Origin of the sequence: Thioalkalivibrio thiocyanoxidans ARh2, assembly GCF_000385215.1 — a bacterium.
Taxonomy (GTDB): Bacteria; Pseudomonadota; Gammaproteobacteria; order Ectothiorhodospirales; family Ectothiorhodospiraceae; genus Thioalkalivibrio; species Thioalkalivibrio thiocyanoxidans.
This window is the reverse complement of the sequence record NZ_ARQK01000041.1, coordinates 19,611-39,967: the sequence shown is the minus strand read 5'-3', so window position 1 is coordinate 39,967 and position 20,357 is coordinate 19,611. Positions and strand designations below refer to the sequence as shown.

The following is a 20,357-nucleotide window of genomic DNA, read 5'->3' as shown; positions in this document are numbered from 1 at the left end:
GGCTCAGAGGTGTTCGCTGGCGTCGGTGAAGCCCATCAACGAGACATCGAAGGCCAGCGGCTGCTCGCCATGCAGCGGCCAGAAGCCGACCGTCAGTGCCCGACCACCCTGCATCGCGTTGAACTGGCTGTCGGTCAGTTCGTGCCCGGCCACGCAACCCTGCTCCACGCAGGCGATGTAGGGGGCCTCGATCTCCTCGCCGTCCTCGTCGACCTGCATCAGAATGCCGGGGCGCAGGTCCACACCCAGCGGCAGCAGGATCTCGATGATGTAGCTGTCGCCATCGCGGAACAGCGAGGCCTGCAGGTAGGCGCCCTGCGCCTGCTCGTCCTGGATCTGCAGCGTCTGCTGCATGCGGCAGCGCTCGCCGCCCTGGGTCTCGATGCAGGCGACCTCCCAGTCCTGGTAGGTCGTGGTCTCCGGCTCCTGCTGCTGCATCTGCTCTTCCATTTGGGGGTCGGCCTGCTGGGCCAGCGCCAGGCCGGGCAGGGCGAAAAGCAGGGCCGGGACCAGGGCCGAGAGGAGGGGGCGGATATACATTCAGTGTGCTCCGGAACGTGTGGTCAATCGTACAGAATGGCCAATGGCACCCCTGCGGGCAACCATCGTTGTGACCTCTCGAGACCGCGCCGCCCGTCCGGCGTTCCCTGAGGCGAACAAATTTTGCGGGCAGGCTGGTCCGAAAACCGCGTCACTCGGATGGAGTCACGGGGGTGGCGTCTGGGAAAGCAGTTCGTCTAGTGGCTGCGGACGGTGCAGGCCATATCCCTGTGCGAAGTCCACCCGCAGTTCCCGCAGGCGGGCGATGGTCAGTTCATCCTCGGCGAACTCGGCGATGGTCTGCTTCTCCAGCAGGTGGCCGATGTCGTTGATATTGCTGACCAGCGCATGGTTCACAGGATCGGTGCTGATATTGCGCACAAAGCTGCCGTCGATCTTCAGATAGTCCACCGGGAGCGTCTTGAGATAGGCGAACGATGACAGCCCCGAGCCGAAGTCATCCAGCGCGAAGCGGCAGCCCATGGTGCGCAGGTCGCGGATGAACCGCATCGCCGCCTGCAGGTTCGAGATCGCCGCGGTCTCGGTGACCTCGAAGCAAAAGATCTCGCCGGGCAACTGGTTCAGGCTGAGCTGGTTCTTGATGAACGGGAGCAGGCTCTCGTCGCTCAGCGTCGCGCCGGACAAATTGACCGCGCAGTGACTGATGGTGTGGGGGCCGTGTTCGCGGAGGTAGTCGGCGACCATGGAGAATGTTCGGGTGATAATCCAGCGATCGACGATGGTGATCAGGTCGAAGCGTTCCGCTGCCGGCAGGAAGACCCCGGGCGGGATCAGTTGTCCATCCTCGTGGCGCAGCCGCACCAGGACCTCGAAGGCGAGGCCGGGTGGTCGCTCGGCGGAGTCGGGCTCCGCCAGTGGATGAATCTTCTGGGCAAACAGCACCAGGCGTCCCTGTTCGACCGCATCCGAGATCTGTGTGGCCCAGTCCATTTCGCGACGGTGCTGTTGCAGTTCCTGGTCTTCCGGGCGAAAGATGTGCGAGCGCCGCCGGCCGGCGTTCTTGGCCGCGTATACGGCGATGTCGGCATCCGCCAGCAGCTGGTCCAGGCTGTGTCGGCCGGGGTGGAATTCGATGATGCCGATCGAGGCGCTGATGCGGAACACGCGGTCTTCCCAGGCAAAGCGAAGCTCGTCCAGTACCGTGTGGATGGCGTTGGCCACCCGTTCGGCGTGGGCGATGTCGCAGTAGGTCAGGATGATGCCGAACTCGTCTCCCCCGAGACGGGCCAGCAGGTCGGACTCGCGAATCTGGTCCAGCATGAGCTCGCCGACCTGGCGAATCATCTGGTCCCCCGCCAGATGGCCGGCGATATCGTTCACGACCTTGAACTGGTCCAGGTCGATGTACAGCAGGGTGTGCTGCTCGTGCCCCTTCTGGCTCTCTGGATACCGGGCGAGTTGTTCCAGGCGCTGTTCGAAGGCGTGACGGTTGGGGAGCCCGGTGAGGGCGTCATGGGTGGCTTGCCAGCTTAGCTGGTTAGCCAGTTCGCGCGCCTGGGTGACGTCGTGGAATACCAGCACCACGCCCACGATCTGGCCGTCGCGGTCCCGGATTGGGGCGGCCGAGTCCTCGATCGCGAATTCCTGCCCGTCCGTTCGTAGCAGCACGGTGTGGTTGGCCAGCCCGACGATCCGGCCCTCTTGCAGGCAGCGCTCGACCGGATTGATCGCCGGCTTGCGGGTGATCTCGTTGAGGATGTCGAACACGCGGGTCAGGGGCTCGCCTGTGGCGTCCCGAGTGCTCCAGCCGGTGAGATACTCCGCCACCGGGTTGAGGAAGGTCACTCGGCCCCGGGTATCGGTAGTGATGACGCCGTCACCGATGGAGGCCAGGGTGACCTGGGCGTACTCCTTCTCGCGGAACAGCGCCTCCTCGGCCCGCTTGGTGCTGGTGATGTCCTGCACGATCCCGTACATGCGACGGGGGTTGCCCGTGTCATCGCGGAGCACGTCACCACGGCCGAGCAGCCAGCGCTGGTCGCCATTCCCGGTTACCACCCGGTGCTCGATACTGTAGGCCGTGCCGCACTCGAGCGTCTGCTCTACCACGGCCTGTACCCGTGGACGGTCATCGGCATGGACCCGTTCCAGGTAGCGCTCGAAAGTGACCTCCGTATCGTCCTCCGGCAGATCGAACAGCCGGAACGTCGGGCGGGTCCAGATCACTGCACCGCTGTCGATGTGCCACTCCCAGGTGCCGATCCCGGAAAACTCCTGGGCCAGGGAGAGGCGTTGTTCGCTGTCCCGCAGGTGTTCCTGTTCCTCCACAAGGCTGTCCGCCATGTGGTTGAAGGCCCGCGCCAGGCGACCGATCTCGTCGCGCCCGGTCAGTCCTGTACGCTGGTGGTGTTCGCCCCCGGCGATCTGCTCGGCTGTCCGGGTCAGCCGGCTCAGACGTTGCCCCAGCATCCGATAAAGCAGCCACCACAGTCCCGCGAAGGCCGCAGCGATCAATGGCGCCAGTGCCAGCGCCGAGTTCAGGGCCGCGGCGCGGGCCTGCCGGAACGGGAAGGACAGATCCCAGGCGAGGATGACCGCCCCGGCCGGGCTCCGGCCCAGTTCGACCGCCGGGCCGGTGAATTGCAGCGGGGCAGCGGCGATCAGTGTGTTCTCGGTCTCGACATAGCGCACCTGTGCCGCGCGCCGGTGGCGGGCATCGTCCAGTGTGTCGCGCAGAGGACCGGCCAGCGCCACCAGTGGCTCGCCGGCCAGGGTGCTGTCGAGGGATCGCCCGCGTTCTGCGCGATCCAGTGCGGCGACGTGGCGTTCGTGTTCATCGATCACGCCGGCCATGCGCACTCGGATATCGACATTGAGTGCCGCGATTTCTTCCTGGAGCGAGGTTGTGCCGTTGTCTGCCAGATGGTGCTGGACGATGCGCTGCAGGCGGCTGACCTCGGTGGCCAGCTCGCGTTCGGCGTTTTCCAGGATGGTTTGCTGCTGGTTCTGGATCAGAGTGACGGTGTAAACCGTGCCCAGGATGAGCGCCGCCACAAGCAGGAAGACCGGCAGCGTCGTGTTGATCGGAAAGCGATAAATCCCCTGCCGCATCAGCCGCCTGCCGTTTCCGGGCAACCCGACGCCTGCAGGACCCGGTCATCGAACAGCCGGTCCAGATCGACCTGCCGCTCCAGCAACCCCTGTCCCAGCATCAGGTCGGCCAGACGCTGGGTCGTGCTGCGCAGGGATTCGCCGTCGCGGGCGAGGGCCTCGCAGTTCTCTGCCCGCGAGGGAAAACGAACCCCGGACAGCGCGGTTTCGAGTTCGTCCTCGCTCAGGTCGCTGTTCGCGGCCATGCGTGTGCGTGCCGGGCCCGGCTCGGCATCGAGATGGTTCAAGGCACTGAACCACCCGTTGACCAGTTTTCGGAGGTGCCCGGGGTGCTCGTCCAGCGCCGCGCGACGGGCCACCAGTACATCGACGATCTCGCCCGGGATTTTCGTGCTGTCGAACAGCTCCTCCGCACCGTCTTTCAGCAGTCGGGTGCGGATGGGTTCGAAGGTGGCCAGGGCATCGATCTCCTGGTCCCGGAAGGCTTCTGCATGACGTCCCGCATCGACACGGACGATTTGGATCGCCTCTCGATCCAGGCCGCCGTATTCCAGACCACGCGCGAGCAGGTAGGCGGTGGCGGCGTCGTTCTCCACCCCGACCCGCCGGTCTTTCAGATCGGTGATGCGGGTGATGCCCGGCTGGGCCAGGATGGCGTCGCCCCCGTGGGAGTAATCGAGCAGCAGGATGACCCGGATGTCGTGGCCGTCGGCCCGCAGCAGCAGGGCCTCGTCCAGGGTCAGGGCGGCGACATCGACATTGCCGTTGCGGATCGCACGCAGGGATTCGACATTGGAGGCGAACCGGGCCAGGCGGATGTCCTCGGTGCGAAATTCACCCCGGTCGGCTGCCAGGTGGAGGGGCTGGTAGCCGATCCACGGTATGGTGGCCACTCGCAGGGGCGGCTCTTCCGAACCGGCGCAGCCCGCCAGCAGCAATGGCAACAGTACGGCGATGGCGGCGAGCAACCCGCGCCAGCGAGGGCTCGCGTTCGGCGGGGGCCGGCGGGTGGCGATCGCAGCCTCGGAGATGATCATCGCTTCCCCCTCCCTGGGTGCCCTTGATCGGTGACAATGGACAGTATCCGGGCTGCCGAACCCATGGTCAACGTGTGGGTTTGCTACCGCCTTGAGTAGCGCTCGGTGAACGCGCAGCGGCCCTCGGGCAGCCAGTCCGGGAAGTCGTAGTAGCGCTCGAGCACCGGATCGAGGACTTCGTCGCGATATGCGCGGTAGTCAAATCCGCGGCCTTCCGCGAGAGACCAGTCGACGCCACGGATGGTCACCTCCTGCACATGGACCGCGTCGAAGAAGGGCTCCATCTGCTCCCGATCGAGATCGCCGCGGCTCGGGATGTAGAGCAGGTCGGCGCCGTCCAGATCACGGAAATCGGTGAGCAAGTCGTCCTGGCGGCCGTAGTGGGAACCCTGGTCGAACACACCGACGTCGCGCCCTGTGTAGTAGGCGAGCACCGCCGAGCGGGAGTAGCTGCGGGTGAACAAGTGCCATTCCGGACCGTAGTCCCCCACGGCGTCGGCCACCGACTGCGGTGCCAGATAGAACACTGCATCGGGGTAGCGTTCGTGATCCTTCAGCCATTCCACGGGCATCAGTGCGATGGTCAGGAGTACGGCCGCGTGCAGGCCGGCCAGGATGGCCGAGAGCCAGGCGCTGATGTTCAGCGCGCGGGTGCTCAGGAACAGGGCGGGCAGCAGCAGGAAGGGCACGAACACCGCCAGCCAGTGCAGGCCGATGCTCTTGAACGGGGCCAGCAGGGCGAACACCGCGAGCGGGATCAGCCCGGCGCTCAGGAAAACCCCGAAGCTATGCTCGCGGATGCCGGGGCCCAGTGCGCGGAACTCGCGGGCGATGAACCACAGCAGCCAGGGGGTGAACACATAGACCAGCATCACCGCGTAGGCGAGCAGGTTGGCGGGGTCGATCCCGTCGCCGCCATGCCGGTTCACGATGTTGAACATCACGTTGTACCAGCAGTTGTCCCAGTTCCAGTACAGGTTCAGGGCCACCGCCGGCACGACGCCGAGGATGATCAGCAGCAGTCCGCGCCAGTGGCGCGGCGCGAACAGCAGGATGTGCAGCCCCAGCGCGATCCCGAGCAGCACCGCGAAGTACTTCGACAGGAAGGCCAGCCCCAGCGCGATCCCGGCCAGCAGGAACCAGCCGTGACGCCCGGTGCGCAGCGCGTGCCAGGTCAGACCGGTGGCCAGCAGGCCGAACAGGAGCAGCGGGGTGTCCGTGGCGGTCAGCACCGCGATGAACAGCAGCGGCATGAACAGGGCGATCAGCGAGACCAGCCGCGCCCGGACCGGGTCCTGCCGGTGCCACAGTGCAAGGATCAGCAGGGCCGGGGCCATGGATACGGCGATCCCCAGCGCCCGGATCGCGAGCGGGTGGTCCGAGATCGCGAGCACCAGGCTCAGCCACCAGCCGACCATCGGGGGGTGGTCGTAGTAGCCGAGATCGGGGTTCTGTCCCCAGATCAGGAAGTAGGCCTCGTCGCCCGTGATCGGCAGGGTCCAGGCGATCAGGATCTTGGCGGCCAGGGCGGTCAGCAGCACCGCGCCGTAGTGGCGCGCGAGCCAGGGCGCGCCGGGAGGCAGGCGATCGGCACTCATGCCGAGGGCGTGCCCGCCTGGACCGGCTCGAAGCGGCCGCCGCGCAGCCGATAACCCGTGGTGACCATCTGCAGCATGGGTTCGTCCCCTGCGCTGTCGCCGTAGGCGGCGTAGAGGTCAAGGGGCGTGTCCGGGTCGAAGCGGCCCAGCCAGCTGGCGATCGCGGCGGGTTTGGCCGGGCCCTGGCAGTTGGTGCCGTCGAGGTGCCCGCTGACGCGGCCGTGATCGTCGACCGCCAGGCGCGAGCAGATCACGTCGGCCAGGCCGTGGCGCTCGGCCCAGGGGCGCAGCCACAGATCCAGCGAGGCCGAGACCAGCACGCAGGTGTCGCCGGCCGCCTGGTGGTGGCGCAGGCGTTCCATGCCGGCCGGCCGCTGCAGGCGGTCCAGCACGCGATCGGCGAAGGCGCGGCCCCGGGCCTGCAGATCTTCGAGCGACGCGCCGCCGATCATCCGCTGGAGCACGGCCTCCTTGGCGACCTGGTTGGCGATACGCCCGCGTGCGAAGCCCGCCAGTGTCGGCAGGCACCCGGGCAGGGTCGCGAGAAAGCGCGGCGTACCCAGCGCGAAGCGCAAGAACGGGAACAGGCTGTCGCGTCGGGTCAGGGTCCCGTCGAAGTCGAACAGCACGATGCGTTGCGGCGCCGTCATTACAGCTTCAGGCGCTTGAACAGATACTCGGGGATCAGGCGGATCACGGTCATGATGCCCCACCAGATCCACGGCAGGTAGGCGACATCGCGGCCGCGGCGCATGGCCTTGACGATCCCGCGCGCGACGGTCTCGGGCTCCGCCCACAGCGCGCCGGCGCGGTTGAAGCCCTCGGTCATCGGGGTGCGTACGAAGCCCGGCTTGATCGTGACCACATCCACGCCGCTGAAGAAAAGCCGGTTGCGCAGCCCCTGGAGATAGGTAGCCAGCATGCCCTTGGCGGTCCCATAGACGAAGTTGCTCTGGCGCCCGCGGTCGCCGGCGACCGAGCCAATGGCGGCGATCACGCCACGGCCGCGCTGCTCGAAGTCGGGTGCTATGCGGGCCAGGAAGGCGATGGCGCTGGTGCCGTTCACATGGATCGCCTCCAGTGTGGTCGCGACCGATGCGTTGCAGGCGTCCTGATCCGGCAGCGTGCCCCAGGCCAGCAGCACGGCGTCGATGTTGCTGCCCAGCGCCTCCTGGGCCTGCGCCCACACATCCGCGTGGGTGTCGATGTCCGCCAGGTCGGCCGTCGTGCCGAGGATGCGTGTGGCGGAGGCATCGTCGCCGCGTACCCGCAGATCCTGCAGCAGGGGCTCCAGGCGCTCGCCGTCGCGCGCGACGAGAAACAGTCGGGCCCCGTGTTCGGCGAGTTCGCGCGCGACGGCGGTGGCGATCGCCGAGGTGGCGCCGAGGATCACGACGGATTGCAAACGGTTCATTTGGTTACCCTGCGCCAGAAGCCGGAGGAGAATTCGGGGTCGACAAAGCTAGCGAACTCCTCCCAGCGGGGAAAGCCGCCGCGGAACAACTCGGGTGGCATGCGCGCGTCCTTGGCCGGGTACAGCGCGCCGCCGGCCTCCTGCACGATGCGGTCCAGGCGCCGGAACAGGTGCTCGGTCTCGTTGCCGCGATCGGGGAAATCCAGCGCCAGGGTCGCGCCGGGTCGGGGGAACGACAGCATCCCCGGCCCCGCGCGGTCCCCGAAGCGCTTGAGCACGGCGAGGAACGAGCCCTGGCCGCTGGCGGCCACGGCATCGAGCAACGCCTGCATGCCGTCCTTTTGCGCATGCGGGGGCAGCACGCACTGGTACTGGTAAAAGCCCTTGTACCCGTAGATACGGTTCCAGTGGCGGATCGCGTCCAGCGGGAAGAGCCAGGGCAGGTGATGGACGACGCGTGCGGTCGGGTGCACGGGCTGGCGGTAGTAAAGCTGGTTGAACAGCCGCAGGGTCACCCGGTTCACCACCGACACCGGCGGATCGACGGGGATCGCACGGCGGGGCTCCCGGTATCGGTCGCGTGGTGGTGCGGTGGTGGCGTGGCGCGCCCCGCTGTAGATGCCGCGCCCGATCTCGCCGCGCGGGCCCGGGTTCAGGCAGTCGATCCAGGCGACGGTGTAGGGCCATTCGCGCTCGGCCCGGGTGTCCAGCTCCCAGAACTCGTCCAGGCTGTCGAAGCGCTGCGACCAGGCGCGCATCCAGGCGCTGCGCACGGGCATCAGCTGCAGCGTGACCGTCTCGATCAGGCCGGTCAGGCCAAGTCCGCCGATGGTCGCGGCGAACCAGTCGGGGGTCGTTTCTGGTGTCAGCTCGCGGCACTCGCCGTCCGAGCGGCGCAGGGTCAGAGCGCGGACATGCTCGCCAAAGCTGCCGGCATGGTGGTGGTTCTTGCCGTGCACGTCGTTGGCCACCGCGCCCCCGAGCGTGACCATGCGCGTGCCGGGCACCACCGGCACGAACCAGCCGCGCGGGACCGCGAAGCGCAGCAAGTCGTCCAGGGTCAGGCCGGCCTCGGCGGTGATGCGGCCCGTATCGGGATCGAAGGCGATGAAGCGGTCGAGGTCGCGGGTATGCAGCAGGCTCCCGCCGGGATTCAGGCAGACGTCGCCGTAGCTGCGGCCGAGGCCGTGGGCCAGTAGCGGGTGCGAAGCCTCGGGCAGGGGCTGGCCGCGCCGGGTCAGGGAGACCTCGGCGGCGTGCGCGACACGTGGGATGCGGTTCCAGCTCGTGGTCACGCCGTAGCCTCCGGTTGTTCGCGGCCGCGGGCCTCGGGGTTGGTGCCGAGGGCGATCAGGCCCAGGATGACCGCGAACCACAGTGTGGTGAAGCGGATCAGCATGGTGGCGGCCACCGCATCGGCCGCGGGCATGTCATGCAGCAGCAACAGGCCGACAATCACGGCCTCGGTCCCCCCGAGCCCGCCGGGCAGGAAGCTCAGCGCGCCAGCCAGCATCGCCAGCGCGAACACGAATGCGGCGAAGGCGAAGCTGGCCTCGAAGCCCATTGCGTTGAGGATCCACCAGAAGGCGAGCGCCTCCGCGCTCCAGGCGACCACGCTCAGAATGGTCGCCCCGGCCAGCAGGGTGGGGCGGTGGCAGCGCCGGGCCTGCAGCAGGATAGTCGCCAGGTGATGAACGGTCCGCCACAGGCGCTGGCCGGGCCGGTCCGTCCACGTCTGCAGTCGTGCGAGTGGTCGGCGCCACGACAGGATGACCAGCGCGAGCGCCACCGCACTGGCCCCGGCGAGGATCAGCCAGCCACCCTGGGCCACCAGGGTGAAGCCCAGCATCGACAGCAGCACGACCGCGATCAGATCGGACAGACGCTCGCTGACGAAGGCCGCGAAGCTGTCGGGATAGGGCACATGGCGTCGCTTCAGCAATACGCCGCGCAGGGCCTCGCCGGCCTTTCCGGGGGTGGTGGTCAGGGCAAAGCCCGCCAGGTAGATGTGGGCGCTCCTGCGCAGGGGCACGTGGTGACCCAGCCGGCGCAGATAGAGCTGCCAGCGTGTGAAACGCAGCGAGTAGTTCACCAATGAGAGCGACAGGGCCAGCAGCAGGCCCCCGATCCCCACCAGCGCGAGGGCATGCCAGACCTCGGCGGCCCCCGCCCACAGCGCAACCCCGAGATACAGCACAACGGCCGCGATGACGGATAGCATCACGGCCCGCATGCGCCAGCCGGACAGCAGGACCGCACTCATGCGAGTACGGCGATGGTAACGCCCAGCCAGACGGCGACCGTTGCGAGCAGGTGCGGGTCGGTGACCAGGTCGCGCGAGGTGTCGTTGCCGCCACCACGGGCGTGCAGCAGAAACAGGTAGCGGAAGATGCCGTAGATCACGAACGGCAGCGTGTAGATCAGTCCATCCGTGCCGTGCAGGTCGATCGTCTGTGCACTGACCGTGTAGAGCCCGTACGCCAGGACCGTGCAGGCCGCACTGATCGCGATGAACTGGTCCAGCAGGCCGACACTGTAGTCATTCAGTACGCGGCGCGGGCCCTCGCGCTCCGGGGAGCGCTCGATGGCGGTATCCGCCAGTTCGGCGCGACGCTTGGCGAAGCCGAGAAACAGCGTGAGCATCAGGCCACACAGCAACAGCCACTGCGAGGGTTCGATCCCGAGGCCGAGTGTGCCGGCCAGGATGCGCAGCATGAAGCCCGCCGAGATGCTGAACACATCCAGGATCACGATGTGCTTCAGCGACCAGGAGTAGGCGACGTTGAGCACCAGGTAGGCGAGCACCAGTGCCGTGACGCCGGTACTGACCATCGCGGCCAGTACGAGCGCGACGACAGCCAGCGTCGCGAAGATCGCCCAGGCGGTGCTGACCGGGATCGTGCCGCTGGCGATGGGGCGGTCGCGCTTGACCGGATGCTGGCGGTCGGCCTCCACATCGAGGATGTCGTTCAGCACATACACGGCACTCGCGATCGCACAGAAGGCGACAAAGGCGACCCCGGCTGCCAGCAGCATCGCCGGTTCCCACTCGTGGGCGAACACGACGCCCAGCAGGACGAACCCGTTCTTGATGTACTGGTGCGGACGCAGCAGTTTGATCAGTGGCTGAAGCATCGAGAGGACCCGGGAAATTCGTCCCGCAGTCTACTGGGGCAATGGATGCGTTACCATCGGCGGCGTCTGCCGTGAGCGCCTGGCCGTTCACGGCGCGCCCTGATTCACAGCCCCGGAGGAATCCCCATGACTCGACTGCCCGTACTCCTGCTTGCCGCTCTATTTGCCATCTCCACCCTGTTCCTTGCGGCCTGCGACGGGGGCGCCGACGCCTCGGCCGACGAAGTGGTCGAGGGCGAGGCCTTTCCCGAGCGCACGCTGAACGACCAGCATGGCAATCCGCTGCAGATCCCGGGCGATGCGCGCGTCATCCTCAAGACCGTGGAGATGGCCCCGGCGGATATCGCCAACGCCGTGCTGGGCGAGATGACCGAGGAAGAGCGCAACGCGATCGGCGTGATCTACATCGCGGATATCCACCAGATGCCGCCGCACGTGATGGAGAACGTGGTGCTGCCGCGCATGCAGGCGCGTGAATACCCGACGGCGGTGACCCAGTCCGAACAGGACGCGGGCTTCATGCCGCACACTCCGGAAGAGGTCACCGTGATCCTGCTGGACGGCGAGGGAACCGTCACCGGCATCCACGCCGCCGCGAGCGAGGATCGGCTGAAGGAGCTGCTCGAACAGGCAGGTGAATAAGCCTCTGAAGCGGCGGGCGCCGGTTTCGCGGCGGCGTCGCTGATGGCCTTTTTTCTCGGGCTCCTGACGGCGCTTGGATTTGGCGCCGGAGATTTTTTTGGTGGCCTGGCCTCGCGCCGCATCCCCGCGCTCGTGGTCGCCTGCTATTCGCAGTTCCTGGCCACGGGCGCGCTGCTGCTGATCGCTGTTCCGTTTGCGGGGCTCCCGGGCCCGCAGGCGCTGATCTGGGGTGGTGCCTCCGGACTGGCACTGGCGCTGGGGCTCCTTGCCTATTATCGCGGGCTGGCCGATGGCTCGATGGGCCTGGTGGCGGCGATTACCGGGGTGATCTCCGCCCTCGTGCCGCTGGGGGTGGGTCTGGCGCTCGGTGAGCGGCCGGGGGTGCTGGCCCTGGTCGGTATTGCCGCCATCGTGGTGGCCATCGGCCTGATCTCGGGCGGGGCGCGCAAGGCGAGCCCGCGGCGGCTGGATCAGCCCGTGCGCGGGTTGATCGCACTCGCGCGGGGGGAGCACCCGGTCAAGGGTCTGCTCAACGCCGTGACCGCGGGGGTCTGTTTTGGCCTGGTGTTTGTGTTTCTCGGCCAGGCCCAGGCTGGCTCGCCGTTGTGGCCTGTTGTCGCTACGTCCGCGGTTGGGGCGCTGACCCTGGCGCTGGTCATGCTGGTGCTGCGGCCCGAGCGCGGCATGAGCCGATCCACCTTCGTGCTCCTGGCGCTGGCGGGACTGTTTCAGGCGGCTGCGACACTGGCCTTTGTCGTCGCCGTACGCATGGGCCTGTTGTCGATCATCGCGGTGGCCGGAGCGTTATCGCCCGCGCCGACCGCGTTGATGGCCCGCCTTTTTCAGGCCGAGCGCATGTCACGTGTGCAGCTGGCCGGCTTTGCGTTTGCCCTGCTCGGCATCGCGCTGATCGTCTGGGCGGGTCCCGTCTGAGGCCACAGCATCTCTGCCTCGGAAAGTATCAAAAGTGCTAGTCTCGCTAAGCAGGCCCGTGATGAGCCGAACCATGCCGACAGGAGGTGCGAGGTGACCGAGACAAGCAGACCGGAAATGGAACCCAGCGAAGTGAGTCGTCCGGTGCCGGGTCCGCGCAAGGAGCGCACCATGGTGACCGTGGTGTACGTTCTTTATCTCGTCAGTTTTCTTACTGCGCTCACCGCGATTGCTGGTTTGATCATTGCGTACATCAAGCGGAACGATGGCGATGCGGTCAGCGATACCCATTTTACCTACCAGATTCGTACGTTCTGGATCGGGCTGCTCGGGGTCATCGTTGGCGCGATTCTGACCCCGATCGGAATTGGCTTCCTGATCCTGCTCTTCATGATCGTCTGGCTTTTGGTTCGTTGTATCAAGGGGTTGCTGGCGAATAATGAAGACCGGGCGATCGAGCATCCCGAGACGTGGCTGTGGTGATGATCACCTTCAGAAGCGCGTGCCCGGATCTGGGGCGAAGCCCGGAGGCGGCTTGAGAGGTCCGAGGATATTGTTACATGCATCACAGAAAAGGCCGCTTCAAGCGGCCTTTTCTTTTTCTTTAGGAGCTTTTGCTTTTGGGAGTTTTAATGCTCTGCATGAAATAAAATTGTAATTCCATTGGATGGGTAATCTCCCTCTCTTGTTTTAAGGTTGTTGTCGTGCTTTTGCCCTAATATTCGGCGTACACGGTGCGGGTTGCCTTCGTCGTGAAACGCGAGATCGTGATTGGCGTATCGGTAACGTTGAACAATAGGGATGAGTATGGCCGGATCGCGAAGGTTGAACGGGTCCTTTTTGCGTTCGGTGGATGGCGGAGGTTTCTCGCCCCAGGGGGATTCAGACGGAGCGCGTTATGCAGTGCAACACGCTTGTGCGACCGCAATGGTGCGCGAGGTTGCATGGCTGGATGCAGGCGGGCGAGCGCGAGAGTCGCTGCCGCAGCTCTCTGACGCCTGGACGTTCAGGCAGATTCGCGGACCCGTCGGTCCGGGCGAAAAGGTGCCAAGGGAGATCCGGGTCGGGCTGCTGGACCTCGGCTGTCCGGTGCCGTCCTGGGTTGTCGAATTTGTCCACAACCACCAGCACGTTAAGTGGATTGCGCTGATCGCCCCGGAGGCGTTGCCGCGCGGCGACGTGCGCGAACTGGTCCGCGAGTGTTGTTATGACTTTCATAGCCTGCCGCTGGACCGGGCGCGTCTGGAGATTACCCTGGGTCGGGCGTGCGGTATGGCGGCGCTGGAGGCGCGGCCCGCGTGGCAGGAGCCCGGCGCCAGCCTGGATGACGCCATTCCGATTATCGGGCACAGCCCAGTGATGCAGGCGTTGGGGCGTCAGATCCAGCGGGTGGCAGGCTCCGAGGCGCCGGTGCTCTTTCAGGGCGAAAGCGGCACGGGCAAGGAACTTGCGGCACTGGCGGTACACCGCCACTCGCGTCGCGCCAATGGGCCGTTCGTCGCCGTGAACTGCGGGGCCTTGCCCGCGCAACTGATCCAGTCGGAACTGTTCGGCCACGAAGCGGGGGCGTTCACCGGGGCGGGCCGGCGCAAGATCGGCCAGTTCGAGCTGGCCCACGGCGGGACCCTGCTGCTGGACGAAATCGGGGATTTGAGCCTGGACCTTCAGGTCAACCTGCTGCGCTTCCTGCAGGAAGGAACACTGGTGCGGCTGGGTGGGTTGCAACCCATCAAACTGGATGTGCGTGTACTCGCCGCGACCCACATCGCGCTGGACGAGGCAGTCGAGAGCGGGCGCTTTCGCGAGGACCTCTATTACCGCCTGAACGTGATCCAGCTCGATGTGCCGCCATTGCGCGAGCGGGGTACGGATCTGAAAGAACTCGCACGCTTCTACTTCGAACAGTTTCGCAGCCAGAACCCGCGCTTGCGCGGTTTTACGCAGGCCGCATGGCGGACCATGTACGACTACAAATGGCCCGGCAATGTGCGCGAACTGGTCAATCGTGTGCAACGCGCGGTCACGATGGCCGAAGGGCGACTGATTCGACCGGAGGACCTTGGACTGACCGTGCCGGCCAGTGCCGAGAAGCCACAAACGCTGGCCGAAGCGCGCTGGAACGCCGAGCGCGAATTGGTCATCAAGGCGCTCAGCCAGTGCGACAACAACGTCTCGCGGGCCGCGCGCCAGTTAGGGGTGGGCCGGATGACGCTCTACCGCCTGCTGAACAAACACGGGTTGCGTTCCGACGAGCCCTGAAGGTTGCAGCGGCGCAGTGTGTGGCCCTTGAGTAACGGGTCGGCCCCTGGGGGCCATGGAGAATGATGGTGGACAAGCGACGGATCAGATGGGGCGTGTTGGGGATTGTGCCACTTTGCTGTGGTTTGGCCGGGGTCGCCCTGGCCCAGGAGGAGAGGGAACAGGTCGGAGATGCCCCGGTCGACACGGGTCCCGAAGTCACAGTGTTCGAGGAGCGTGGCGTGCTCACGCCGCAGGGGCAGTGGGTGGTGGAACCCTCTTTGTCGTATGTCCACAGCAGTTCGCTGGACGTATCGATCGAGGGTTTCACCATTGTCCCGGCCCTGGCCATCGGGCTGATTGATGTCAGCGAGACCGAACGCGATACGCTGACCGCGGCCGTGAGCTTTCGCTACGGCCTGACCGAGCGGCTGGAGGTGGGGATGAAGATCCCGTATGTCTACCGCGAGCAGCAGGTACGCCGGCGGGACATCCTCGAGGCGACCGCGCTGGAACGGGTGACGGGCTCTACCGGCGACGGCCTGGGCGACATCGAATTCGGACTGTCCTACCAATTCAACATGGCGGATCGGGGAAGGCCTTTCTTTATCGGCAACCTCAAGGCCAAGAGCCGGACCGGAAAAGGCCCGTTCGACGTGGACCGCCGCGAGATCCTGGACGACGATGACAATCGTCTGGGCGAGATCTTTCTGGAGCAGCCGACGGGCTCCGGGTTCTGGAGTATCCAGCCGAGTATCACGATGATCTATCCGACGGACCCGGCGGTCATCTTTGCCAATGTGAGCTATCTCTGGAATATCGAGCGCGATGTCGGCGACGGGTTTGGCAAGGTCAATCCCGGGGATGCAATCGGGGCGAGTCTGGGGATGGCCATCAGCCTCAATGATCGCACCTCGATGAGCTTTGGCTACGATCACAGCACGGTGTTCCGGACCCGCGTGGAAAACGACAGCGGGCTCGAGCCCGTGTTTGGGCGGCGCCAGGTGGGAACGGTGCTGTGGGGCATTTCGCATCGCCTGACGGATCGTACCAGCGTGAACTTCTCGCTCGGTGTGGGTGCGACCGAGGCGGCCCCGGATGTCCAGGCCACCGTGCGGGTGCCCATCCGCTTCTGAGCTCACCAGGGGTGGGGCCTTTCTAGAAGGCCCCGCCCCGTTCGAGCAGGTGCTGTTCCAGCGCCCGGCTGAGGTCGCCGCGCGGCATCTGCAGGTTGCCCAACTCCAGTTGCAGTATGGTCTGGTGTTGAATGTCCTGATTGTCGAGCTCGTTCTGGATCGTGGTGACCCAGCCCATCCCGGAGGTCCAGTGCTCTGCAGGCATGGCACCGCCCGTCTGGATCATGACCGAGCGCAGGTCGCCGGTGGGCCATCCGGTTGTGCTGGCAAGGTCGCTCAGGGGGCGCAGGGTTGAGTGGTGGATGACCTCGCCATTGAGCGAGGTGATCTGTTCCAGGCCGATCGCGATCTCCAGCCCGTCGCGCCCGAAGAAGCCACCGCGCTGGGCTTCCAGTACTTCATCGGGTACTACGCGATAATCGCCGGGCTGGGGCAGGGGGTCGAGGGCGTAGCTGGCGGCAGGCCACAAGGCGCTCAACAGGATCGAGAGCAGGGCGCTGTATCGAAATCGATTCATCGTATTGCTCACCACTGGCCGGCGCGGGGCAGGTTCAAGGTGAAACTGGCCAGGTCGCTGCGCACGACGCCCGCCTCGATAGGCGCGCGGGTAACAGCGGCCCAGGTCTCCGAGGCATTGAAGCGATGCCGGGCGAGGTCCACGTCCTCGCGGACGATGAACAGGATGTCGTTGACCCAGACCCGCTGGAATTCGTTTCGGCTGTAGCTATTGACCCCGAGCGCGGGGTCCCCCACCAGCACCTGGCCGTCCTCCAGTCCCTTGATCACCACGAAGTGGCGATAGCCGCGGGTTTCGATCATCGCGATCGCCGGCACCCCCAGGTTTTCGAGGTCATCGAGTCCGACCCGAAAGCCGTCGGCGGGCAGGCCCTGTTCGGCCTCCAGGTAGTGTTTCATGTCGAGCATGGAGAAGCCCTGTTCGCGGATCAGCTCCTGATCACCACGACGGAACATGCTGTCGAAGGTCTCGACCTCGGTGGTGGGGCGGTCGTAGTGGTAGGTCAGCAGGGTGGCCAGGGCGGCCGAGCCGCAGCTGAAGTCGTATTGCTGCTGCACGATCGAGCGAAAGCGCAGATCCTTGAGGCTTTCGACCGGTACGTTCATTGAGCCGATCACGCCGGGAAACTGTGCACCGCTGCCCCACGCGGACAAGGCCGGGGCCAGCACCAGCGCGGTAGCGACGACTGGTGCAAGAAGACAATGGCGGATCGTCATCGATGCTCCCTCAGGGATTGATCGTGATGTTCACGACCATGGATTCCTGGATGGCGACATTGTTGCCGCTGTTCTGGATGACCGAGGAAATCCCGCGGGCGTTGTCGAAGGCCCCGGCGGCCACCTGGTTCTTGCCGGTGGTGGAATTGACGACGTGGTTGTTCGCAAGGTCGATGCGCGAGTGGATCTGACCGAGCTGGATGCTGGTTACGCCCTGGCGCGCCCGCTGTGCGTCCAGGGTGTCCATGTCGACCACTTCGTACGCCTCGGCGCCCGCGCCGAATATCACTGCATCACTGGCAGGCTGGGCGTCGGCCTGGGCGATGGCCGTAACCAGCAGCATGCCGACGGACAACAAGGCAGCCGAACCGATGCCGCCCCAATGGACTGACGGATTACACATGACCGGATCCTCTAGCATGGCAGGAAGAATGCGGCGGGGATGGTCCCCGCCGCATGTCGTTTCGACAGCGCGTGTCGGTTAGTTGCCCAGGTTCAGGTGCGCCTGCACCGAGACCTGCTGCTGGGTCAGGCTGTTCGCGCCGCTGTTCTGCGACACCTGAGTAATCCCCGCCGGAGCCCCGAAGGAATCCGAGCCAATCGAGTTGGAACTCGTCTGCGAGGCATGGTGCGCGATGTCCACGTGGTTCCCGGTCACGGTCCCCGACAGCTCGTTCTGGCTGACCACGGCGTTCACCTGCAGCGTCGTGTTGAAGCTGTCCGTTGCGGTGCTGTTGCCGGAGTCCATGACGGCCGTGCTGTTGTCGGAGTTGTCACTCTGATCGCGGGTTACCGAGGCGGTGGAACCGTTGTTGGCGGCTGCACTGTTGTCGTCCGCGTGGGCCATGCTGTTGTCGGAGTTGTCATTCCCGGAGTCGGAGACATTCGTGCTGTTATCGGAGCTGTCATTGCCCGAATCCGAGACATTCTGGCTGTTGTCCGAATTGTCGTTGCCCGAATCCGAGACCGTGGTGTTGCCGGAGTCGGAGATCGCGGTGCTGTTGTCGGAGCTGTCGTTGCCCGAGTCGGAGATGCTCGTGCTGTTGTCGGAGCTGTTCGACAGGTCGGAGTCATTGATCGCGGACGCCTGGGAATATTCGTTCGCCGAGGCTCCACCACCGTCGGCCGAGGAGGTGGCGGTGGCGGTTTGATCACCGACTTCGCCATCGGCGGTATTGGTCGGGTTGGCCAGGGCCAGGCCCGAGCTCAGGCCAAAGGCCAGGGCGATAGCGGAAGCAATCAGGGTCTTTTTGAAGTTCATGGTCACGTCTCCATTGTGGCTAGCTAGCAATGAACGGTTGTCGTAGCCCAGGTGCACGAGGCGCCGCGCTACGAGCAATCCACTAGCAGGAGTCGGGCCATAAACCCGTTTCATCGATGGATCAGCAACTTACGATAGGTTGCGCCTGGCCGTGGGGCCGCAACTGTGTCAACCGTGATACAGCGCGTCCGCCCCCGATGGTTGGGGTTGGCCCTAAGGCGATGAAATAACGAGAGAATAACGCGTGGGCTTGGTGAATCATCACGGAGACAACCAGTGCACAACGTGCTGTCACGCACGGTTCTTGTCAGCGAGGCGTGTTGGGCGTCGTCGGGGTGATGAGCGAAGGAAGCGGAAGCGGGGACGGGGCGCCGGCACGGAGGGCCTGGCAGGGGAATGCGGGGCCGCCTGGCGGCCCCGGCGGGTGACTAGCGTTCCAGATACTGCAGTTTGCCGTCGACGCCGTCCCACTCCTCGGCGTCGTCGGGCGGGTCCTTGCGCGCGGTGATCACCGGCCAGGTGCGCGAGAGCTCGGCATTCAGCTCGATGAACTGGAGCTGGTCTTCCGGGACATCGTCCTCCGGCACAATGGCCTCGGCCGGGCACTCCGGTTCGCACAGCGTGCAGTCGATGCACTCGTCAGGGTCGATCGCAAGGAAGTTGGGGCCTTCGTGGAAGCAGTCGACCGGGCAGACCTCGACGCAATCGGTGTACTTGCACTTGATGCAGTTCTCGAGAACGACAAACGTCATGGGTTTCTCCCTGAAATCAGTAAATTGCGGCCCCGCGTTCCCGTGATCTGGCGGGCGCCGCCGCGCGGCCCCGTGGCTCGCGCATGGGCTTTATGCGCGCATTGTAACGTCAGGCGAGGGCCGGGACACATTAGGCAGTGTCGCCTCAGGTCTTGCGGCTGCCGTAGGCCACTACCGACTCGATCCGCTGTGCGCGCTCCGCATCCATGCCTTCAACCTCGGCCAGAGCCTGTGCATCCGCATTGATCACGTCGCGCACGCTGCCGAACTGGCGCAGCAGATCGCGGGCCTGGTCGGGCTCCACGCCCGGCAGGCCACTGACAATAAACTCCGCCGCCGCCCGGCGCTTGTCTGGCTTGGCTGCCCGGGCGGCCGGGTCGGGGTCCACCTGGGCATTCAGGCCCAGCAGGTAGATCAGCATGCCACTGGTGTCCTCGTCATTGGAGGGCAGTACGCTGATCCCCAGTGCAATCGTCAGGTGCGTCAGGGCGCGGTGGATGTCCAGCGCCTGCTGGTGGAAGCGTGGCTCGTACAGGTCCCCCTCGACCACGTAGATCACCTTGTCATGCTGGGCCTTCAGTTTGGCTGCGTTCTCCCACAGCGTCTGGTCCACGACACTCAGGACCATATCGGTCGCGGATTTGCGCTCCACGACGACCCCGTTGGGTAGTTCATAGTCGCCGACGTCGAGATCCGTGAATTCCAGCTCCACGCCCTCCAGACGCTCCAGGCGCTGGATGATCTTGCCCTGTTCGCGGCGGTCGACGCGGATCGGAAGGTGCAGCTGGCTCATGGGGGTCCTCCATTGCGGTGAATGCGCCGAGTGTAGGGGGCGCGACACATGGGCCCAAAAGGCCCGACCTTCGCCGTGTCTCCCCGGCGTGCGGAGCGCGGAATATCCCCTATACTCCGGTGGGCGTGCACGACGATGCATGGACGATGCATGCTGGACATAACGAAAACCAAGGAGGGAGTGATGGCGATTCAAATCGCGATTGTCGGTCTGGGCCGCGTGGGGGGGCGTTTCCTCGAGCTGTTGCTGGATAGCCAGACGCCGGGGATGAATATCTGCGCGGTATCGGAGCGCGGCGAGACCGATGGCCGCAAATTGGCGCAGGAGCGGGGAATTCCGCTGGAATCGGTCGAGGAGATCCTGGCCCGTGGTGACCAGGTGGATGTGGTCTATGACCTGACCGGGCGGAGCGAGGTGCGCCAGCGGCTGCGCGAGGGGATGCAGCACGGGGGTAATCGTCATACGGTCGTGGCACCCGAGGTCATGGCCCACCTGACCTGGTCGCTGCTGACCCAGGAGGCCCCGCCGGACGTCCACCCGAACATGGGCTACTGAGGCAAGCCGGCTGGCCAT

21 protein-coding genes are annotated in these 20,357 nt (G+C 65.7%); 6 read left to right on the top strand and 15 right to left on the bottom strand.

Translation table 11 applies throughout. The features are described from left to right. Positions 1–3 precede the first annotated feature (3 nt). From G372_RS0104330 to G372_RS0104290, 9 genes are all read right to left on the bottom strand, one after another. Positions 4–540 (bottom strand): invasion associated locus B family protein, encoded by a 537-nt coding sequence (locus tag G372_RS0104330; RefSeq protein WP_018864058.1) that lies wholly within the window; start codon positions 538–540, stop codon positions 4–6. Between the two features lie 165 nt (positions 541–705). Further along, positions 706–3,612 carry an EAL domain-containing protein gene (locus tag G372_RS0104325; RefSeq protein ID WP_019623418.1) on the bottom strand — a complete coding sequence of 969 codons (2,907 nt, stop codon included), beginning with the start codon at positions 3,610–3,612 and terminating at the stop codon, positions 706–708. Continuing rightward, positions 3,612–4,649, bottom strand: a complete 1,038-nt coding sequence (locus G372_RS0104320) for an ABC transporter substrate-binding protein (RefSeq protein ID WP_019623417.1) — start codon at positions 4,647–4,649, stop codon at positions 3,612–3,614. Before G372_RS0104320 ends, G372_RS0104325 begins: the two co-directional genes overlap by 1 nt. Positions 4,650–4,732: 83 nt before the next feature. After that, positions 4,733–6,247 carry an ArnT family glycosyltransferase gene (locus G372_RS0104315; protein ID WP_019623416.1) on the bottom strand — a complete coding sequence of 505 codons (1,515 nt, stop codon included), beginning with the start codon at positions 6,245–6,247 and terminating at the stop codon, positions 4,733–4,735. Further along, positions 6,244–6,897, bottom strand: coding sequence for an HAD family hydrolase (locus G372_RS0104310; protein ID WP_019623415.1), 654 nt, complete (start codon positions 6,895–6,897; stop codon positions 6,244–6,246). Before G372_RS0104310 ends, G372_RS0104315 begins: the two co-directional genes overlap by 4 nt. Next, positions 6,897–7,661 (bottom strand): SDR family oxidoreductase, encoded by a 765-nt coding sequence (locus G372_RS0104305; protein ID WP_019623414.1) that lies wholly within the window; start codon positions 7,659–7,661, stop codon positions 6,897–6,899. The genes G372_RS0104310 and G372_RS0104305 overlap by 1 nt, the downstream gene beginning before the upstream one ends. Then, a complete protein-coding gene (locus G372_RS0104300) occupies positions 7,658–8,956 on the bottom strand; it encodes an FAD-binding oxidoreductase (RefSeq protein WP_019623413.1) in 1,299 nt (432 codons plus the stop codon). The genes G372_RS0104305 and G372_RS0104300 overlap by 4 nt, the downstream gene beginning before the upstream one ends. After that, the gene (locus G372_RS0104295; protein ID WP_019623412.1) at positions 8,953–9,924 is read right to left on the bottom strand and encodes a lysylphosphatidylglycerol synthase transmembrane domain-containing protein; all 972 of its coding nucleotides are present in this window, start codon (positions 9,922–9,924) and stop codon (positions 8,953–8,955) included. Before G372_RS0104295 ends, G372_RS0104300 begins: the two co-directional genes overlap by 4 nt. Next, a complete protein-coding gene (locus tag G372_RS0104290) occupies positions 9,921–10,796 on the bottom strand; it encodes a decaprenyl-phosphate phosphoribosyltransferase (RefSeq protein WP_019623411.1) in 876 nt (291 codons plus the stop codon). The genes G372_RS0104295 and G372_RS0104290 overlap by 4 nt, the downstream gene beginning before the upstream one ends. Positions 10,797–10,922: 126 nt before the next feature. On the opposite strand from G372_RS0104290, the gene G372_RS0104285 reads away from it, so the two are divergent. The 5 genes from G372_RS0104285 to G372_RS0104265 all read left to right on the top strand — a co-directional run bounded on the left by G372_RS0104285 (position 10,923) and on the right by G372_RS0104265 (position 15,745). Next, positions 10,923–11,438 carry a hypothetical protein gene (locus G372_RS0104285; protein ID WP_019623410.1) on the top strand — a complete coding sequence of 172 codons (516 nt, stop codon included), beginning with the start codon at positions 10,923–10,925 and terminating at the stop codon, positions 11,436–11,438. 42 nt (positions 11,439–11,480) lie between these two features. After that, a complete protein-coding gene (locus G372_RS0104280; protein WP_018864048.1) occupies positions 11,481–12,371 on the top strand; it encodes a DMT family transporter in 891 nt (296 codons plus the stop codon). Between the two features lie 171 nt (positions 12,372–12,542). Then, positions 12,543–12,854, top strand: a complete 312-nt coding sequence (locus G372_RS0104275) for a DUF4870 family protein (protein WP_081621261.1) — start codon at positions 12,543–12,545, stop codon at positions 12,852–12,854. Between the two features lie 342 nt (positions 12,855–13,196). After that, a complete protein-coding gene (locus tag G372_RS0104270) occupies positions 13,197–14,630 on the top strand; it encodes a sigma-54 dependent transcriptional regulator (protein ID WP_026340301.1) in 1,434 nt (477 codons plus the stop codon). 65 nt (positions 14,631–14,695) lie between these two features. After that, complete coding sequence (locus G372_RS0104265; RefSeq protein WP_051080812.1) at positions 14,696–15,745, top strand: transporter; 1,050 nt, start codon at positions 14,696–14,698, stop codon at positions 15,743–15,745. A gap of 22 nt (positions 15,746–15,767) precedes the next feature. On the opposite strand, the gene G372_RS0104260 is transcribed toward G372_RS0104265, so the two are convergent. From G372_RS0104260 to G372_RS0104235, 6 genes are all read right to left on the bottom strand, one after another. Continuing rightward, the gene (locus G372_RS0104260) at positions 15,768–16,262 is read right to left on the bottom strand and encodes a hypothetical protein (protein WP_019623406.1); all 495 of its coding nucleotides are present in this window, start codon (positions 16,260–16,262) and stop codon (positions 15,768–15,770) included. Between the two features lie 8 nt (positions 16,263–16,270). Then, the gene (locus G372_RS0104255) at positions 16,271–16,978 is read right to left on the bottom strand and encodes a C39 family peptidase (protein WP_019623405.1); all 708 of its coding nucleotides are present in this window, start codon (positions 16,976–16,978) and stop codon (positions 16,271–16,273) included. 10 nt (positions 16,979–16,988) lie between these two features. Next, positions 16,989–17,321: a hypothetical protein gene (locus tag G372_RS0104250; protein ID WP_019623404.1), complete on the bottom strand. Its 333-nt coding sequence runs from the start codon at positions 17,319–17,321 to the stop codon at positions 16,989–16,991. Between the two features lie 138 nt (positions 17,322–17,459). Continuing rightward, positions 17,460–18,239, bottom strand: a complete 780-nt coding sequence (locus G372_RS0104245) for a hypothetical protein (protein WP_019623403.1) — start codon at positions 18,237–18,239, stop codon at positions 17,460–17,462. A 428-nt stretch (positions 18,240–18,667) separates the two neighbouring features. Continuing rightward, complete coding sequence (gene fdxA, locus G372_RS0104240) at positions 18,668–18,991, bottom strand: ferredoxin FdxA (RefSeq protein ID WP_018864040.1); 324 nt, start codon at positions 18,989–18,991, stop codon at positions 18,668–18,670. A gap of 145 nt (positions 18,992–19,136) precedes the next feature. Continuing rightward, the gene (locus G372_RS0104235) at positions 19,137–19,784 is read right to left on the bottom strand and encodes an ERCC4 domain-containing protein (protein WP_018864039.1); all 648 of its coding nucleotides are present in this window, start codon (positions 19,782–19,784) and stop codon (positions 19,137–19,139) included. 183 nt (positions 19,785–19,967) lie between these two features. Here G372_RS0104235 and G372_RS0104230 point away from each other — a divergent pair, with 183 nt between their 5' ends. Beyond that, entirely contained in the window at positions 19,968–20,339 is a 372-nt protein-coding gene (locus tag G372_RS0104230; protein ID WP_018864038.1) for a Gfo/Idh/MocA family oxidoreductase, read from the top strand. The last annotated feature ends 18 nt before the right edge of the window (positions 20,340–20,357 follow it).

Excerpts from the sequence above, each read along its gene's own strand:
- G372_RS0104285 (WP_019623410.1), top strand. The coding sequence starts at position 10,923 with ATGACTCGACTGCCCGTACTCCTGCTTGCCGCTCTATTTGCCATCTCC.
- fdxA (WP_018864040.1), bottom strand. The coding sequence starts at position 18,991 with ATGACGTTTGTCGTTCTCGAGAACTGCATCAAGTGCAAGTACACCGAT.
- G372_RS0104235 (WP_018864039.1), bottom strand. The coding sequence starts at position 19,784 with ATGAGCCAGCTGCACCTTCCGATCCGCGTCGACCGCCGCGAACAGGGC.
- G372_RS0104230 (WP_018864038.1), top strand. The coding sequence starts at position 19,968 with ATGGCGATTCAAATCGCGATTGTCGGTCTGGGCCGCGTGGGGGGGCGT.
- G372_RS0104315 (WP_019623416.1), bottom strand. The coding sequence starts at position 6,247 with ATGAGTGCCGATCGCCTGCCTCCCGGCGCGCCCTGGCTCGCGCGCCAC.
- G372_RS0104290 (WP_019623411.1), bottom strand. The coding sequence starts at position 10,796 with ATGCTTCAGCCACTGATCAAACTGCTGCGTCCGCACCAGTACATCAAG.
- G372_RS0104280 (WP_018864048.1), top strand. The coding sequence starts at position 11,481 with ATGGCCTTTTTTCTCGGGCTCCTGACGGCGCTTGGATTTGGCGCCGGA.
- G372_RS0104295 (WP_019623412.1), bottom strand. The coding sequence starts at position 9,924 with ATGAGTGCGGTCCTGCTGTCCGGCTGGCGCATGCGGGCCGTGATGCTA.
- G372_RS0104325 (WP_019623418.1), bottom strand. The coding sequence starts at position 3,612 with ATGCGGCAGGGGATTTATCGCTTTCCGATCAACACGACGCTGCCGGTC.
- G372_RS0104260 (WP_019623406.1), bottom strand. The coding sequence starts at position 16,262 with ATGAATCGATTTCGATACAGCGCCCTGCTCTCGATCCTGTTGAGCGCC.
- G372_RS0104265 (WP_051080812.1), top strand. The coding sequence starts at position 14,696 with ATGGTGGACAAGCGACGGATCAGATGGGGCGTGTTGGGGATTGTGCCA.
- G372_RS0104310 (WP_019623415.1), bottom strand. The coding sequence starts at position 6,897 with ATGACGGCGCCGCAACGCATCGTGCTGTTCGACTTCGACGGGACCCTG.
- G372_RS0104245 (WP_019623403.1), bottom strand. The coding sequence starts at position 18,239 with ATGAACTTCAAAAAGACCCTGATTGCTTCCGCTATCGCCCTGGCCTTT.
- G372_RS0104255 (WP_019623405.1), bottom strand. The coding sequence starts at position 16,978 with ATGACGATCCGCCATTGTCTTCTTGCACCAGTCGTCGCTACCGCGCTG.
- G372_RS0104330 (WP_018864058.1), bottom strand. The coding sequence starts at position 540 with ATGTATATCCGCCCCCTCCTCTCGGCCCTGGTCCCGGCCCTGCTTTTC.
- G372_RS0104250 (WP_019623404.1), bottom strand. The coding sequence starts at position 17,321 with ATGCTGCTGGTTACGGCCATCGCCCAGGCCGACGCCCAGCCTGCCAGT.
- G372_RS0104275 (WP_081621261.1), top strand. The coding sequence starts at position 12,543 with ATGGTGACCGTGGTGTACGTTCTTTATCTCGTCAGTTTTCTTACTGCG.
- G372_RS0104320 (WP_019623417.1), bottom strand. The coding sequence starts at position 4,649 with ATGATCATCTCCGAGGCTGCGATCGCCACCCGCCGGCCCCCGCCGAAC.
- G372_RS0104305 (WP_019623414.1), bottom strand. The coding sequence starts at position 7,661 with ATGAACCGTTTGCAATCCGTCGTGATCCTCGGCGCCACCTCGGCGATC.